Raw genomic sequence first — 15,376 nt, forward strand, 5'->3', positions numbered from 1 at the left:
AATTAGATTACTTAAGAATTAGCTTTTTAACATGTTTTCTATTGCCATTGTCCAAAGAAATAATATAGACACCAGATCCTAAAGTTTTAGCATTTATAACATTTTTATTTACTGCAGTATTTAAATCTTGTCTAACTACTTCTCTACCTAGAATGTCATAAATTACAGCATGAGTTTTATTTATTAGAACTCCTTCAACAATTATAGAACGATTTACTTGATTGGTATAGATATTTAGTTCATTAAAATTTTGTTCGCTTACCGACAATAATCCAGTCGTAAAATGAAGATAGAATCTCCCTGTACCACTTAGCGTTGAGTTTGGGGTAAATATATAATCTGTATTATTTAATTCAGTAAAACTATTATTAACATTATCTTCTAAGAATACTGAAACATTATCTGGTATATTATAATCACCTAAACTTATTGTAATTTGTTCTCCAACATTTGCTTTTAAACCAATTGGTATAACAACATTTTCAATATCATCTGTATTTAAGGTTTGTATAACCATTGGTGCACCTTCATTTTCTGCTACTAAATGAGAATACAATGAGAAATTTGGTATGGTACCTCCAAAAACTGCAGCATCATAACCTTTATCTAATCCTTGACTTCCATTATTATGAAAATAAAATGATGTTGAATAGGTTTTAGAACCGTTTGCCGCTTTTAATTTTATATAATTGTTATTTGTTGAACGGCCCAAGATAAAGTCGTCTGATGACCCCTTAATCTGCATATCTGGTGTAAATTCAATATTTGCAGAAGCATACTTTGAAGACACAAAAAAGCCTTGACCTGGTGCAATTAAAGCTGGACCTTCTACCAAGTTGGCATAAGTCCAAACACTGCCCGAAGAATCAGAATCATCAGCATCATACCCATAAATGGCAGCTGTAGAATCACTTAATAGGCTAAGGTTTGTGACTCCAGAAACTGTACCTATATGATTTAGAAAAGCACTAACATCTATGTAAGCAGAATATGGGTTTCCAATTAAGTTCCATTCTGGAAAATCTCCAGTCATCTCATTTACTATTGGACTATTTACAGAACCTGTAACAACTGATCCAGTAAAAATTAATGGGTCTCCATTTGGAGTATTTGTCGCTGAGCGATATCCTTTTCCAGACTCTAAAAATGCAGAACTATTATCATTATACAATACATAATCATCTGTAGATCCTTTTTCAAAAGGCCCAAATAGATAGGTCGTAACGGGATCCACACCATTATTATAGATTATGTCAGCGTTATAATAAGCATCACTCGTTAAAAAAGAGGTCCAACTTTGACCAGACAATGGTGGAGCAATTAAATCATTTCCATTTGATTGTGTATTTGTATATCTATGATACCTTGTTTTACCGGCAACAGACAATGCCCCTCTTACTATTAAGCCAGAATATTTATCTGATTCGGAATGCATGTTTACATCTTCACTCACATTAAGAGTTGCACCAACTGGAATTTCTAAATTTGACCCTCTATTTATATTTAAGTCTTTTATATTTGTAACACCAGGTGAAATTAAAGGTTGATTAATTGTTTCTGGTATAATTATTTCCAAACATTCAATTGGCATAATATTAGGCGTCCAATTGCTTGGGTTATTCCAGTCTGAAGATACGGAACCGTTCCAAGTAATTTGTTGTGTAAACATTGGAACACGTGTCACTTCAATTGTATAATAATCAGTCCCACCGCATTGGTCAGTAACACTGATGGTTATTACATTTGCACCTTCATTTAGGTTTATAAGTCCTAAACCTCCAATAGTGTCACCAGTATTAGATACTGTTGCACTTATCGTTGTTGAGGAAACTGTGTTACAAACTGCAGCTGTATAACTTGATATATTAGGATCAAAAGTTGGACTTAAAACTAAATCTGTTCCTTCTAATGTTGCTAATGTTCTATCTTCATTAAGTGCGTTTTCATACCAAGCAACACGGTCACCATTATAGTCCCCAGAAATTACATCCATGTCACCATCGCCATCTAAATCTGCGGCAACTACACTCCATGCACCATCAGCATTACTAGTAATAGTTTGTTGTGGCCCAAAATTAGCTAGACCATCATTCTCATACCAAGCAATACGGTCATCTCTACTAGAAGCAGAGAGCACATCTAAATCACCATCTCCATCTAAATCTGCTGTATATACACTCCTTGCCTGAAATACATTTATAGAAATAGTTTGTTGAGGCCCAAAAGTACCAGACCCATAATTTTCGTACCATGTTATACGCCAATCTCTTGCTGAAGATGTAGAACTACAAGCTGCAATTACATCCATATCACCATCACCATCTAAATCTGCTGCTTTAACACTAAAAGCTCTATCTGCCAGTGTAGTAATAGTTTGTTGAGGTCCAAAATTTCCTAAACCGTCATTTTCGTACCATGCTACACGATCATCATCAGAAGAAGCCGAAAGTACATCAATATCTCCATCATTATCTATATCAGCAATATAAACACTTCTAGCTCCAGGTGCTGAAGTAGTAATAGTTTGCAAAGCACCAAAATTCCCTGCACCATCATTTTCATACCATGCTATTAGACCATCAAAGGCAGAAGCCGATATTATATCCATATCACCATCGCCATCTAGATCCGAAGCTATTACATTGTAAGCCAAATTAGTTGCCGTAGTAATTGTCTGTTGTGGTCCAAAATTTCCAGAACCATCATTCTCGTACCAAGCGATACGGTCATCGACTGAGGATGCGGAAATTACATCTATATCACCGTCACCATCTAAATCAGCAGTTGTTACTCTATGAGCATAATCTGCTGATGTAGTAATTGTTTGTTGAGCACCAAATTTCCCTGTTCCATCATTAGCATACCAAGCTATGCGGTCATCTAAAGAGGAAGCAGATAGTATGTCTAGGTCACCATCACCATCTAAGTCGCCAACTGTTACACTAATAGCACCATCTGTTGCTAAAGAAATTGTATTTTCCCCAAGCGGAAATTGACCTGGGCTATTGGTACAAACTTCAGTATTGAATTGAAAGGTATAAGCTTTATTTAAATTAACACCAGAGGTGTTTTCTACATCAGTTGTAATTGTAACAGTAATTATCTCTCCTGGATAAAAGTCTCTATTTGGATTAAGAATGACATTGTTACCAGATACTACGGGTGAAGAAAAACTAAGTACAAGACCATTATTACCTGTTATAGTAATACTTGCATTTGTAAGTGTTGCAGCATTTACATTTTGATTAAAGTTTATAGAAATATTACTATTAACACTTATATTTAATGCATTATTCGAAGGCGTTGTTGAAGAAATCGAAAATTGCGCACTCAATGCAAAAGGTAATAAAAACAATAAAAAAAATATCCTTTTCATGAAATTTGGGGTATAATATTTGTCATTATGCAACAGTAATTACTTGGTATTAAAAGTTACGGTTTGTAAAAAATAAACTGCTATAAGTAAGAAATAAAAAACATGAAGTAAGAAGTCGTAAAACACTTCTAGCCTAATAAAATCCCTGATGGCTTTCAATATAGTACGCGCCAAATTTATTGGGATCATTATAAACCAATCTATACAAAAAATTATAAAAATTAATTTGTATTGATTAGAATTGGGATATTGCACCCTTTTAGGTTCAAAAAGTTTAATTCATTAATTAATAGCACGATAAAATTAAACTTAATACCTTTAAGTAAAAAATTAAAAACTTAAAAACGTGACATTTTTAGATGTAATGTAATGTTCTTCTGTTTAAGTGATATAATTCTTCGAATGTAACTGATTTTAAATATTTTACAATACATAAAAAGACTCTCAAGAAAACCTATAAACTATCAAAAGTAAGGTAAATCCTATTAAAAATAATGTTAGCTAAAATTTAGTTTATTTCGTTCAACATTAATATGGATTAAACCTTTTGTAGGCGATATTTAGAAGTATTTTAAAACTTAAATTTAGGTTTATTTTTAAAATTTTCTAGTCCTACTTTTAACCAATTAAAATAAGCATCGGCATTAGGTTCGTATGCGTTAGTTGTATTTAATAATTGCATATTTTCATCTAATAACACGTAAAAAGGTTGAGAATTATTCTGAAAATTAATAGTCTGTAATGTTCCCCATTTATCGCCAATAGTTTCAATATTTTTTATGGTTCCATTAGTTCTTAGATATTGAAATTGCTCAGCTTCTGGTAATTCTTTTTTATCATCTACGTAGAGTGATATAATTACATAATTATCTTGCAACATTTCATAAACCTGAGATGTGCTCCACACTTGTTCTTCCATCTTTCTGCAGTTAACACAAGCCCATCCTGTAAAGTCTAATAAAATAGGTTTATTTTCTGCTTTTGCAGCGGTAATGCCTTCGTCTAAATCTTTATAACAATTAAGATCTAAAGGACAATCCGACGATTTATCATACAAACTATAAAACATTGGTGGCGGAAATCCACTGAGAAGTTTCAAATTGGCATGTTTGGTATTAGTTAATCCTGGAATTAAGTAAATAATAAATGCCACTAATAATATTCCAGTTGTAACTCTATACTTACTTAGTTTTTGTAAAGGACTATCATGTGGAAATCTAATTTTTCCGAAGATGTATAAAGCCAACCCAATCGCAATTATAATCCATAGACCAATAAAGATTTCACGTTTTAAAATCCCCCAATGCTCTACCAAATCCGCATTAGATAAGAACTTAAGTGCTAAAGCTAATTCTATAAAACCTAAAACCACTTTTACAGTGTTTAACCATCCACCAGATTTTGGTAAAGAATTTAGCCATTTAGGGAACATAGCAAACAATGTAAAAGGCAATGCTAAAGCGAGTCCAAAACCACCCATTCCCATACTTAATTGCATAGCACTTGCATCTGAAGCCATAGTACTGCCAAGAAGGCCTCCCAAAATAGGACCTGTACAAGAAAAGGATACAATGGCCAAAGTTAACGCCATAAAAAAGATGCCCATTATACCACCTATTTTATTGGCTTTATTATCCATTGCTGCACTCCAAGACTGTGGTAATGTCAATTCGAAATAACCAAAGAATGAAAATGAAAAAACTACAAAAATGATAAAGAATATTATATTAAGAGTAACGTTGGTTGAAATGGTATTTAGAATGCCAGAATCTAAAGAATCCATGACATGAAAAGGAATGCTTAACAACACATAAATTAAAAAGATAAATAGACCATACAAAACTGAGTTAAATAATCCCTTTTTAGAGTCACCAGAACTTTTTGTAAAAAAAGAAACTGTCAATGGAATCATAGGAAAAACACAAGGAGTTAGTAAGGCTATAAGTCCACCTAAAAACCCAAGTAGAAATATACCAAAGTAACTTTTACCTTCTACTGATTGTTTTTCGTATTTATCCCAACCCGTAACGTTTAGATTAAGTTCTTCAGATAACTGCTTACTCTTATCATCAATCTCAATAACTTTCTCTTTTATTGCGGTTCCATCTAAAGAGAAATTAAACGTAAAATCTTGCATAATACATTTAGCATCATCACATACTTGATGAGTTACATTAACCTCAACAATGCTTAATTCTTTATTTAACAATGATATGCGCTGACTAAACTGAGCTACACCATCAAACTTCTTAACGTCGATCTCAAAAACTTTATCAAATTTAGGTTTTACATTTGGTTCTAAAGTTTCGCCTATAAGTTTGTAATTACCGTCTTGATTTCTATATTCAAAATAAGTTGGATATGGTCCTAAACCCTCAGGTTCTTCTTGAGAATACATATACCAGCCTTTCTCAATTGCAGCCTTAAAAACTAAGTTATATTCAGTATCAGAAATTTTTTCAACAGAAGTCTCCCATTTTACAGGTTCTAATTCTTGAGCAGATAAATTGAATGAAAAACAAAATGCCAGCAGGCAAAGCAGTACAACTTTCTTAATTGTCATAAATAAAGCATTAAAACACAAATGTAGTTGAAGTGTTCTTATTAATGATTAACTGTCGCCTAATTTATAAAAACCTTAAGAAATTCAATTAATTTTTAGGAATAAAAAAACCGAACTAATAGTTCGGTTTAGTATATGTTTTAAGACTTTACCTCAATCTTTATTTTGTCGGAATGTTTCCATTTTGAGATACCGCCATCTAGATCATATATCTTTTTAAATCCTGCGTCTTTCATTTTTTTAGCGCATTTCGCGCTTCTTCCTCCTGATCTACAGTATAAAATAACGGGTTTATCTTTATCTAATTTTTCAATATCTTCATCAAAAGTTGGAGATTGAAAATCTATATTTTGCGAATTAGAAATGCGAATTTCTTCGTGTTCTTTTGGCGTGCGGACGTCAACTAATTGTACATCTTCTAATTCTAAAATAGATTCCATTTCCTCTGCAGTTACTAATTTAACTTCTGCATTTTCAATTTTACTATCTATACAACTAGTATAAAAACTCGTTACTACAAAAAGGCAACAAATTGCAATTAGCTTTTTCATAATTTTTTAAATTAAATTATTCTTGGTTGGCAACTTCTCCTTGCCATTCATTAAATCCTCCAACTAGGTTATAAGCTTTATTAAAACCTAACTGAGCCATTATTGCACAGGCTTGACCACTTCTACCACCTGACCTGCAATACACGTAATAATTCTTAGTTTTATCTAGCTCTTCAAGCTCATATATAAAACCTTGACCTTTATAAATATCTATATGAAGTGCGTTTGGAATAATTCCTTCGTCAACTTCTTCTTGTGTTCTCACATCTAAAACAACTGAATTATTGTCTTCTTCTAGTTGTTTTGTCCAATCTTCTTGCGATAAATCTGCCATAATCTTCTTTATTACTTGTCGCAAAATTAACATTTCCTTATGATATAGACGTAAAAAAATCCGAAGTGTTACACTTCGGATTCAATTTTTAACATAATTCCCCAACTAAGAGAACTTCAGTTATTATACTTTAATAGAGCAGCCAATAGCTTTGGTTGTCTTTGTTTTAACCTCACCACCATTTAATAAGGCATCTACAGCATCTTCTGTATAAGTTTCAGTAACTGCAGCCGCATCTTTGTAATTATTGTCTATTGCACCAATATACTTAACAACATTTCCTTTTTTTGTTTTTTCAAGAACATATACATGCGGTGTTTTTGTTGCCCCATATTGTGGGTAAATTTTTTGTCCTTTATCCATTAAATATGGGAAGGTAAACCCTTTTTCTTTGGCTCTTGCTTGCATCGCTTCCATATTATCACCAGGCTTAACATCTGTGTTATTTGGCATTATTGCAATTACAGGATATCCTTTATCAGCATATTTTTTATTTAATGCTTCTATCCTATCTTCATATGCTACAGCATAAGGACAAGTATTACATGTAAAGATAACAATATAGCCTTTGGCATCTTTATAATCGGCCAAAGACACCATTTTGCCATCTATATTTTCTAAACTAAAATCTGTAGCCACATCACCAACTTTATAGCCGTCTCCATCTGTTATTGTTGTAAAAGCAGAAAGTGTAAACACGCATAATACAACTGCAAGTAATTTTAAATTTTTCATGATTTATTTATTTTAAAAATTGTTTTAACTCAGTTTCTAATTCTTCCTTTGTAAATGATTTTTCGTAAAAATGACGTTTATCACCTTTATATATAATAGTTGCCGGTAATGCTCCTGACCAATCTTTATTAATTGCTGGCACCCAACGGTTTTGATCAGTATCATCAAAAGCTACTACTTTAGATTGTAATTGATGTTTCTCAATAAACGGTATTAATTTAGAATCGTAATCTTTTGGAAAGTCTAAACTCACAAGTAATACCTCTACACCATCCTCTTTATACTTTGCGTTAATATTCTCAAAATAAGGTAGTTCTTTTACGCATGGAGCACACCAAGTTGCCCAAAAGTTTACAACATGGACTTTATCATCTACCTTATTAATTAAAGGCTCTAAACCATCATAATCATAAATTTTAAATTTACGATTAGGTATTACTTTTTCTTCTTTAACTTCCTTTCCTTCTGTCTCTGAATCTGCAACTTCAGTAGTTGTTGATTCATTTTTGCATGACATAAAAATCATTAAAACTAAAAGTGGCATATATTTCATATCATAAATTTATTAATCAAATGCTTCAACTCTTAATTTTTAACAAAACATTAATTAATTATTTAGATAATATATATACATTTGTATATACAACAATTGTATATGAAAGAATTAAATAAAATATTAAAATCCAACGCAAAATTTCCATTATCTCAAGAGACGGTAATCAACATCTTTCTTACAAACATTTGGATTAAAGACGATTTATTATTAGAGCTTAAACCTTTTGATTTATCTCTAGAACAGTTTAATGTTCTAAGAATATTAAGAGGTCAGAAAGGAAAACCTATCAATTTACAAGATATACAAGAGCGTATGATTAGTAAAATGAGTAATACTACACGACTAGTAGATAAACTTATTAAGAAAAAATTTGTGAGACGAACCATATGCAAAACTAACAGAAGAAAGGTAGAAATTGTAATTACAGATTTGGGGCTAAAAACTTTAAAAAAAGTTGACCCAATAATACACTCTACTGAAGAAAAATTAACAAAAAACTTAACTCCAGATGAGTTAATTCAATTAAATAAACTTTTAATAAAACTGAAAAATCAATAATTATGAAAAACAAAAAATCAAAAATTGCAATGTTATTAATATTAGCATTATCATTTATGTCTTACACAACCCTTTCTAAAAAAACTATAAAAGTTAAAGAAAGTACAGTAGTATGGAAAGGATATAAAGTTGGTGGAGAACACACCGGAACAATAAACTTAAAAAGTGGTGCTTTAGTATTTGATGATAAAACCTTAACTGGTGGAACATTTACAATAGATATGACCTCAATAAATACTACAGATTTAAAAGGCGATTACAAAGGCAAATTAGATGGGCATTTAAAATCTGATGACTTTTTTGGTGTTGAAGAGTTCCCAACAGCAACATTAGAAATTACATCTGCATCAGCAAATGGTAAAGAATATAATGTTAAAGCGAATATTACAATTAAAGGAATTACTGAAGCCATAGAGTTTCCAATGACAGTTACCGAAAACTCTGCTAAAGCAAGTCTTAAAATTGATAGAACAAAACATAAAATAACTTATAAATCTCCATCACTTTTAGAAACTTTAAAAGATAAAGCAATTTATGATGAGTTTGATCTAGATGTAACTCTAAAGTTTTAATAACCCTAGAATTAATTAATAGCACATTTAGATTTTGATTCCTGTTGAGATATATAAATATCACTACAGGAATCTTTTTTTAAATAAAGTTTGAAATACAAAAATTCATTTCTATATTTGACACTCAAATGAAAACAACAATAAACAATACTTGGTGGTGGAATTTCTCAAACTCATGTTCGTGAAGTAACCCTTGGTATGTAATAATATAAAAAAAGGCTTGTCATTCACGACAAGCCTTTTTTAATTTTAAACATATGAAAACATTTAGTTTATACACACATTACAAAAAAATATTGGCAGACACCATTACTCCTGTTAGTATCTATTTAAAAATTAGAGATAAATTTCCTAATAGTATATTATTAGAGAGTAGTGATTATCATGCTAACGATAATAGTTTTTCTTACATCTGCTGTAATCCTATTGCTTCTATTAAGGTAGAAGGAAATGTAATTCACCAAACCTATCCAGATGGTAGTTCTAAAAGTAATTTTGCTGATACTGTTGGTGTGATAGATGAAATTCACAAGTTTACCCAACGATTTAAAGTAGATTCTAACGAAGAATTTAAGTTTATCAATAACGGTATTTTTGGCTATACAGCTTATGATGCTGTAAAATATTTTGAAGATATTGAAATATCTAAAAAAGATGGAGCAATTGACATTCCAGAAATTTATTATGCCGTTTATCAAAACATCATAGCCATAAATCATTTTAAAAATGAAGCCTACATTTTTGCGCATTGCTTTGATACTGAAAATAATATTGATGAAATTCTTCAATTAATACAAACAAGACAATACGCTTCTTACGATTTTAAGCCAAAAGGAACTATTGAATCTAATCTTACAGATGACGAATACAAACAGCATGTAGAACTAGCAAAAAAGCATTGTGCAAGAGGTGATGTTTTTCAATTAGTATTATCAAAACAATTCTCGCAAGAATTTAGTGGAGACGAATTTAATGTCTATAGAGCCTTAAGAAGTATCAACCCTTCCCCTTACCTATTCTATTTCGATTATGGTAATTTTAAAATATTTGGTAGCTCACCAGAAGCACAACTCGTTGTTAGTGATGGTAAAGCAGAAATACACCCAATTGCTGGCACTTTTAAACGCTCTGGTAATGATTTAAAAGATGCTGAGCTCGCAGAAAAATTAATTGCGGACGACAAAGAAAATAGCGAGCATGTGATGTTAGTTGATTTAGCTAGAAACGACTTAAGCAGACATGGTAGCAATGTTACTGTAGAAAACTATAGAGAAGTTCAATTTTTCTCACACGTTATACATTTGGTTAGTAAAGTTACAGGAAGCATTCATAAAAACACAGATACTATGCAAGTCGTTGCAGATACGTTTCCTGCCGGAACTTTAAGTGGTGCACCTAAGCATATGGCAATGCAATTGATAGAAAAATACGAAAAAACAAGTAGAGGGTTTTATGGCGGAGCTATTGGCTTTATGGATTTTAAAGGTAACTTTAATCATGCAATAATGATTAGAACGTTTCTCAGTAAAAATCATAAACTCTTCTGGCAAGCAGGAGCAGGATTAGTAGCCAAATCTAATCCCGAAAGCGAATTACAAGAAGTATATAATAAGCTTGGAGCTTTAACAAAGGCGATTGAGCAGGCAAAGGAAATTTGAAAGTAAGAAGTAAGAAGTAAGAAGTAAGAAGTAAGAAGTAAGAAGTAAGAAGTAAGAAGTAAGAAGTAAGAAGTAAGAAGTAAGAAGTAAGAAGTAAGAAGTAAGAAGTAAGAAGTAAGAAGTAAGAAAAAATTAAAATATTATTTGGGAAGAAACAAAACGAGGAAAGGTTAATATCCCAATTTTCGACGCAGTCGGAATCAACGATTTTTAGAAATAAAGAGCGTAGAAGCGGAACTGCGAAGCACAGCTTAAAGCATGCAGCTTTGAAAGCGAATGGTGCTTTAGCAATTTCCTAACATATCGTTTTGAATTTTTGATTCGTTTTGTTTAAAGACAAAATGAACAGAAAAAAAGAAGTTTAATTAAAAAAAATTCCTGCATACGCAGGAAGTAAACATGAAAAAAGTATTAGTAATAGACAATTACGACAGTTTTACATATAATTTAGTTCACTATTTAGAGGATTTAGATTGTGACGTGACTGTAAAAAGAAATGATAAGCTCACTATAGACGAAGTCAATGCTTTTGATAAAATAGTGTTATCTCCAGGTCCAGGAATTCCTGATGAAGCTGGTTTATTAAAAGAAATTATTGCGACTTATGCTCCAACCAAAAGCATTTTAGGTGTATGCTTAGGACAACAAGCTATTGGTGAAGTCTTCGGTGGCTCTCTTCAAAATTTAGATGACGTTTATCATGGTGTATCTACTAATGTTACACTTTCTGTGGACGATGAAAAACTCTTCGATGGACTTGGCAAAACTTTTGAAGTTGGCAGATATCATTCTTGGGTTGTAAATACAAATTTACCTGAAAGTTTAGAAGCCACATCATTTGATGAAAACGGACAGATAATGTCCTTAAGACATAGAGTGTATGACGTAAAGGGTGTACAATATCATCCCGAATCTGTTTTAACACCAAATGGTAAAAAGATATTGGAGAATTGGGTGAATAATTAGTGTCGTCATTCCACACATTATTATGAATTAAAGTTTAATTAATAAGATACCTGCTTTCGCAGGCATTAACATGAAACAACTACTAAACAGATTAATCAACCAAGAAAGTATCTCAACAGAGGAAGCTAAAGACGTTTTGGTAAATATATCACTAGGCAAGTACAATCAAAGTCAAATAGCCTCTTTTCTTACTGTTTATATGATGCGAAGTATAACTATTGAAGAACTTAGAGGGTTTAGAGATGCACTTTTAGAACTTTGTATTCCTGTAGATTTAGATGACTACAATACCATTGATTTATGTGGTACAGGAGGCGATGGAAAAGACACGTTTAATATCTCTACCTTATCATCATTTGTAACTGCAGGAGCCGGAATTCATGTAACCAAACACGGTAATTATGGAGTATCTTCTGCATGTGGTTCTTCTAATGTTATGGAATATTTAGGGATTAAATTTACAAATGACCTTGACTTTTTAAAACAAAGTATAGACAAAGCCGGTATTTGTGTATTACACGCTCCACTATTTCATCCTGCAATGAAAAATGTAGCTCCAATACGAAAAGAATTGGGCGTAAAAACCTTTTTCAATATGTTGGGACCAATGGTAAACCCGGCATTTCCTAAAAACCAAATGGTTGGTGTTTTTAATCTCGAATTATTAAGACTTTATGGTTATTTGTACCAAGAAACTGATAAAAATTATGCTGTCGTCCACGCTTTAGATGGATACGATGAAATCTCTTTAACAGGAAAAACTAAAGTAATTTCTAACGCAACAGAAACATTATTTGAACCTAAAGATTTAGGAGTTTCTCAAATTGAACAAACGGCTATTTTTGGCGGCAATACAGTAAAAGAAGCAGCAAAACTTTTTACCAATATAATTGATGGGAAAGGCACCGAAGCACAAAACGATGTAGTTTGTGCAAACGCTGGTTTGGCAATAGCAACGGTAAAACAAATTTCTCATAAAGAAGGTTTTGAAATAGCCAAAGAATCTTTAGCGAACGGAAAGGCAAAGGAGAGTTTAAGTAAACTTATTGAGTTGAGTGGTGTGTAGTGTCACCCAAACAAGTTTCAAGAACTCATTATTAAACATCAATATAATCAAACTATTATTTACTTTACAGAAATAAAGATGAACATATTAGACAAAATAGTAATAGATAAACGCAAGGAAGTAGAATTACGTAAATCAATAATTCCATTATTTCAATTAGAGCAATCTGTTTTATTTGAACGCAAAACAAATTCACTTGCTCAAAACTTAATAAATAGTAAATCTGGAATCATTGCAGAACACAAAAGACGCTCACCATCTAAATCTGTAATCAATCAAAGTCTAAACGTTCAAGATGTAGCACGAGGCTATGAAAAAGCTGGCGTTTGTGGTATGTCAGTGCTTACAGATGGCAAGTATTTTGGTGGCTCTCTTGACGATTTAATAGTAGCCAGAGCGAGTTCTAATCTACCACTTCTTAGAAAAGAATTTATCATCGATGATTACCAAATTATTGAAGCCAAAGCCTATGGCACCGATGTTATTTTATTGATTGCCGCCATACTAACTAGAGAGGAAATTAAACAATTTTCAGAATTAGCTAAAAGTCTCAATCTCGATGTTTTGCTCGAAGTTCATAACCAAGAAGAATTGCATAAATCTATTATGCCATCATTAGATATGTTAGGTGTTAACAATAGAAATCTTAAAACATTTGAAGTCAATTTAGAAACTTCAAAAAAACTAAGTAAACTAATACCGAATGACTTTGTAAAGGTTTCAGAATCTGGAATTAGTACTGTAAACGCTATAAAAGAATTACAACCTTATGGCTACAAAGGGTTTTTAATTGGTGAAAACTTTATGAAGACAGAGCTACCTGGAGATAGTGCAGCAAACTTTATTAAAAACTTAGAATCATGAAGCTAAAAGTCTGTGGCATGAAACTCAATATAGCTGAAGTTGCAAAACTGCAACCAGACTATCTTGGTTTTATATTTTACGAAAACTCACCTAGAAATTTTGAAGATACAATTCCAGAGCTACCAAAATCTATTAAACGGGTTGGTGTTTTTGTAGATGAAAGTGTCGAAGTTATTGTAGCTAAAATTGAAAAACATAAACTAGATGCTATTCAGTTGCATGGCCACGAATCTTCAGAAACATGTAGACTTTTAAAATCTACAAAAAAAGACATCATCAAAGTCTTTTCAATAAAGGATGAGTTTGACTTTTCTGTTTTAAACGACTATGAAGATGTCTGCGATTATTATTTATTCGATACCAAAGGAAAATTACCAGGTGGTAATGGTTACACCTTTGATTGGAAAGTATTAAAGGATTATCCATCTACTAAGCCTTATTTTTTGAGTGGTGGCATAGGATTAAACAATGTAAAAAATGTTCAGTCATTCCTAAAAAGACAAGAATCTAAGTATTGTTATGCCATCGATGTAAATAGTAAATTTGAAATTGAACCAGGTCTAAAAGATGTTGAATTGTTAAAACAATTTAAAAAAACGTTTTAAACGTTAAATCCAATCTAAAATCTCGTTTAGCACTTTTGCCCTTTCGTATCTTTACATAAAAAGCAAAAAATGACAGTTTTAATTACAGGAGCGACAGGATTAATAGGGCAGGAAATTGTAAAACAATGTCATGCAGAGGGTAAAAAGGTTAATTACCTCACGACTTCTAAATCTAAACTCAGCACAGAAGCTAACTACAAAGGCTTTTACTGGAATCCTAAAGAAAATCTAATAGACCACAAATGCTTTGAAGGTGTTACAACCATTATAAATATGGTTGGTGCATCTATTTCTAAACGTTGGACTGACGATTATAAAAAAGAAATTCTAGAAAGCCGAACTAAAACAGCACAGCTTTTATCAAATACTATAAAAACGCACAATTATAAGATAGACCAAGTGGTTTCTGCTAGTGCTATTGGTATTTATCCAACAAGTTTAGTTAACTATTATGAAGAAGATAATACAGAAGTTTCAGAATCCTTTTTAGGAAAAGTAGTGTATCAATGGGAAGCCGCAGTTGATGATTTTAAGGCTTTAGGCTGTAAAGTTGCAAAAATTAGAATTGGTCTTGTATTAGCAAAAGATGGAGGTGCTTTACCCGAAATAGTTAAACCTATAAAATATGGAGCAGGAGCAGCTTTTGGTAGCGGTAAACAATGGCAAAGTTGGATTCATGTTAAAGATTTAGCATCACTCTTCGTATTTGCTGTTCAAAATAATTTTGAAGGTATTTATAACGGTGTTGCACCAAATCCTGTTAGTAATAAGGAATTAACTAAAGCTGCTGCAAGCGTTTTAAAACGTCCATTAATTTTACCAAACATTCCGAAATTTGCCATGAAACTGGTCCTAGGTGAAATGCATATTTTATTATTTGAAAGTCAAAGAGTCAGTTCTCAAAAAACCGAAGCTGAAGGTTTTCATTTTAAGTATGCTAATTTGAGACCTGCTTTAGAGGATATATTGTAG

At 32.0% G+C, this 15,376-nt stretch carries 14 protein-coding genes; 8 read left to right on the top strand and 6 right to left on the bottom strand.

What is annotated here, in order from left to right; translation table 11 throughout:
• Positions 1 to 7: 7 nt before the first annotated feature.
• From H8K90_RS00610 to H8K90_RS00635, 6 genes are all read right to left on the bottom strand, one after another.
• Entirely contained in the window at positions 8 to 3,376 is a 3,369-nt protein-coding gene (locus tag H8K90_RS00610; protein ID WP_186844008.1) for an FG-GAP-like repeat-containing protein, read from the bottom strand.
• Between the two features lie 571 nt (positions 3,377 to 3,947).
• The gene (locus H8K90_RS00615) at positions 3,948 to 5,939 is read right to left on the bottom strand and encodes a protein-disulfide reductase DsbD family protein (protein WP_186844009.1); all 1,992 of its coding nucleotides are present in this window, start codon (positions 5,937 to 5,939) and stop codon (positions 3,948 to 3,950) included.
• A gap of 140 nt (positions 5,940 to 6,079) precedes the next feature.
• Positions 6,080 to 6,490 carry a rhodanese-like domain-containing protein gene (locus H8K90_RS00620; RefSeq protein WP_186844010.1) on the bottom strand — a complete coding sequence of 137 codons (411 nt, stop codon included), beginning with the start codon at positions 6,488 to 6,490 and terminating at the stop codon, positions 6,080 to 6,082.
• A gap of 16 nt (positions 6,491 to 6,506) precedes the next feature.
• Complete coding sequence (locus tag H8K90_RS00625; protein ID WP_186844011.1) at positions 6,507 to 6,824, bottom strand: rhodanese-like domain-containing protein; 318 nt, start codon at positions 6,822 to 6,824, stop codon at positions 6,507 to 6,509.
• Positions 6,825 to 6,947: 123 nt separating this feature from the next.
• Positions 6,948 to 7,559: a thioredoxin family protein gene (locus H8K90_RS00630; protein ID WP_186844012.1), complete on the bottom strand. Its 612-nt coding sequence runs from the start codon at positions 7,557 to 7,559 to the stop codon at positions 6,948 to 6,950.
• Between the two features lie 7 nt (positions 7,560 to 7,566).
• Positions 7,567 to 8,112 (bottom strand): TlpA family protein disulfide reductase, encoded by a 546-nt coding sequence (locus tag H8K90_RS00635; RefSeq protein ID WP_186844013.1) that lies wholly within the window; start codon positions 8,110 to 8,112, stop codon positions 7,567 to 7,569.
• A 102-nt stretch (positions 8,113 to 8,214) separates the two neighbouring features.
• Between H8K90_RS00635 and H8K90_RS00640 the strand changes: the two genes are divergently transcribed.
• The 8 genes from H8K90_RS00640 to H8K90_RS00675 all read left to right on the top strand — a co-directional run bounded on the left by H8K90_RS00640 (position 8,215) and on the right by H8K90_RS00675 (position 15,376).
• The gene (locus tag H8K90_RS00640) at positions 8,215 to 8,673 is read left to right on the top strand and encodes a MarR family winged helix-turn-helix transcriptional regulator (protein ID WP_186844014.1); all 459 of its coding nucleotides are present in this window, start codon (positions 8,215 to 8,217) and stop codon (positions 8,671 to 8,673) included.
• A 2-nt stretch (positions 8,674 to 8,675) separates the two neighbouring features.
• A complete protein-coding gene (locus tag H8K90_RS00645) occupies positions 8,676 to 9,245 on the top strand; it encodes a YceI family protein (RefSeq protein ID WP_186844015.1) in 570 nt (189 codons plus the stop codon).
• Positions 9,246 to 9,502: 257 nt separating this feature from the next.
• Positions 9,503 to 10,903, top strand: a complete 1,401-nt coding sequence (locus H8K90_RS00650; protein ID WP_186844016.1) for an anthranilate synthase component I family protein — start codon at positions 9,503 to 9,505, stop codon at positions 10,901 to 10,903.
• A gap of 399 nt (positions 10,904 to 11,302) precedes the next feature.
• A complete protein-coding gene (locus tag H8K90_RS00655) occupies positions 11,303 to 11,869 on the top strand; it encodes an anthranilate synthase component II (protein WP_186844017.1) in 567 nt (188 codons plus the stop codon).
• A 70-nt stretch (positions 11,870 to 11,939) separates the two neighbouring features.
• A complete protein-coding gene (gene trpD / locus H8K90_RS00660; protein ID WP_186844018.1) occupies positions 11,940 to 12,935 on the top strand; it encodes an anthranilate phosphoribosyltransferase in 996 nt (331 codons plus the stop codon).
• 78 nt (positions 12,936 to 13,013) lie between these two features.
• Complete coding sequence (gene trpC, locus H8K90_RS00665; protein ID WP_186844019.1) at positions 13,014 to 13,799, top strand: indole-3-glycerol phosphate synthase TrpC; 786 nt, start codon at positions 13,014 to 13,016, stop codon at positions 13,797 to 13,799.
• Complete coding sequence (locus H8K90_RS00670) at positions 13,796 to 14,404, top strand: phosphoribosylanthranilate isomerase (protein ID WP_186844020.1); 609 nt, start codon at positions 13,796 to 13,798, stop codon at positions 14,402 to 14,404. Before trpC ends, H8K90_RS00670 begins: the two co-directional genes overlap by 4 nt.
• Before the next feature lie 69 nt (positions 14,405 to 14,473).
• On the top strand, positions 14,474 to 15,376 hold the full coding sequence (locus H8K90_RS00675) for a TIGR01777 family oxidoreductase (RefSeq protein WP_186844021.1): 903 nt from the start codon (positions 14,474 to 14,476) through the stop codon (positions 15,374 to 15,376).

The sequence above is a fragment of the Winogradskyella echinorum genome (assembly GCF_014297365.1).
Taxonomy (GTDB): domain Bacteria; phylum Bacteroidota; class Bacteroidia; order Flavobacteriales; family Flavobacteriaceae; genus Winogradskyella; species Winogradskyella echinorum.

Excerpts from the sequence above, each read along its gene's own strand:
- H8K90_RS00635 (WP_186844013.1), bottom strand. The coding sequence starts at position 8,112 with ATGAAATATATGCCACTTTTAGTTTTAATGATTTTTATGTCATGCAAA.
- H8K90_RS00650 (WP_186844016.1), top strand. The coding sequence starts at position 9,503 with ATGAAAACATTTAGTTTATACACACATTACAAAAAAATATTGGCAGAC.
- H8K90_RS00640 (WP_186844014.1), top strand. The coding sequence starts at position 8,215 with ATGAAAGAATTAAATAAAATATTAAAATCCAACGCAAAATTTCCATTA.
- H8K90_RS00675 (WP_186844021.1), top strand. The coding sequence starts at position 14,474 with ATGACAGTTTTAATTACAGGAGCGACAGGATTAATAGGGCAGGAAATT.
- H8K90_RS00615 (WP_186844009.1), bottom strand. The coding sequence starts at position 5,939 with ATGACAATTAAGAAAGTTGTACTGCTTTGCCTGCTGGCATTTTGTTTT.
- trpD (WP_186844018.1), top strand. The coding sequence starts at position 11,940 with ATGAAACAACTACTAAACAGATTAATCAACCAAGAAAGTATCTCAACA.
- H8K90_RS00625 (WP_186844011.1), bottom strand. The coding sequence starts at position 6,824 with ATGGCAGATTTATCGCAAGAAGATTGGACAAAACAACTAGAAGAAGAC.
- trpC (WP_186844019.1), top strand. The coding sequence starts at position 13,014 with ATGAACATATTAGACAAAATAGTAATAGATAAACGCAAGGAAGTAGAA.
- H8K90_RS00655 (WP_186844017.1), top strand. The coding sequence starts at position 11,303 with ATGAAAAAAGTATTAGTAATAGACAATTACGACAGTTTTACATATAAT.
- H8K90_RS00620 (WP_186844010.1), bottom strand. The coding sequence starts at position 6,490 with ATGAAAAAGCTAATTGCAATTTGTTGCCTTTTTGTAGTAACGAGTTTT.
- H8K90_RS00630 (WP_186844012.1), bottom strand. The coding sequence starts at position 7,559 with ATGAAAAATTTAAAATTACTTGCAGTTGTATTATGCGTGTTTACACTT.
- H8K90_RS00610 (WP_186844008.1), bottom strand. The coding sequence starts at position 3,376 with ATGAAAAGGATATTTTTTTTATTGTTTTTATTACCTTTTGCATTGAGT.
- H8K90_RS00645 (WP_186844015.1), top strand. The coding sequence starts at position 8,676 with ATGAAAAACAAAAAATCAAAAATTGCAATGTTATTAATATTAGCATTA.
- H8K90_RS00670 (WP_186844020.1), top strand. The coding sequence starts at position 13,796 with ATGAAGCTAAAAGTCTGTGGCATGAAACTCAATATAGCTGAAGTTGCA.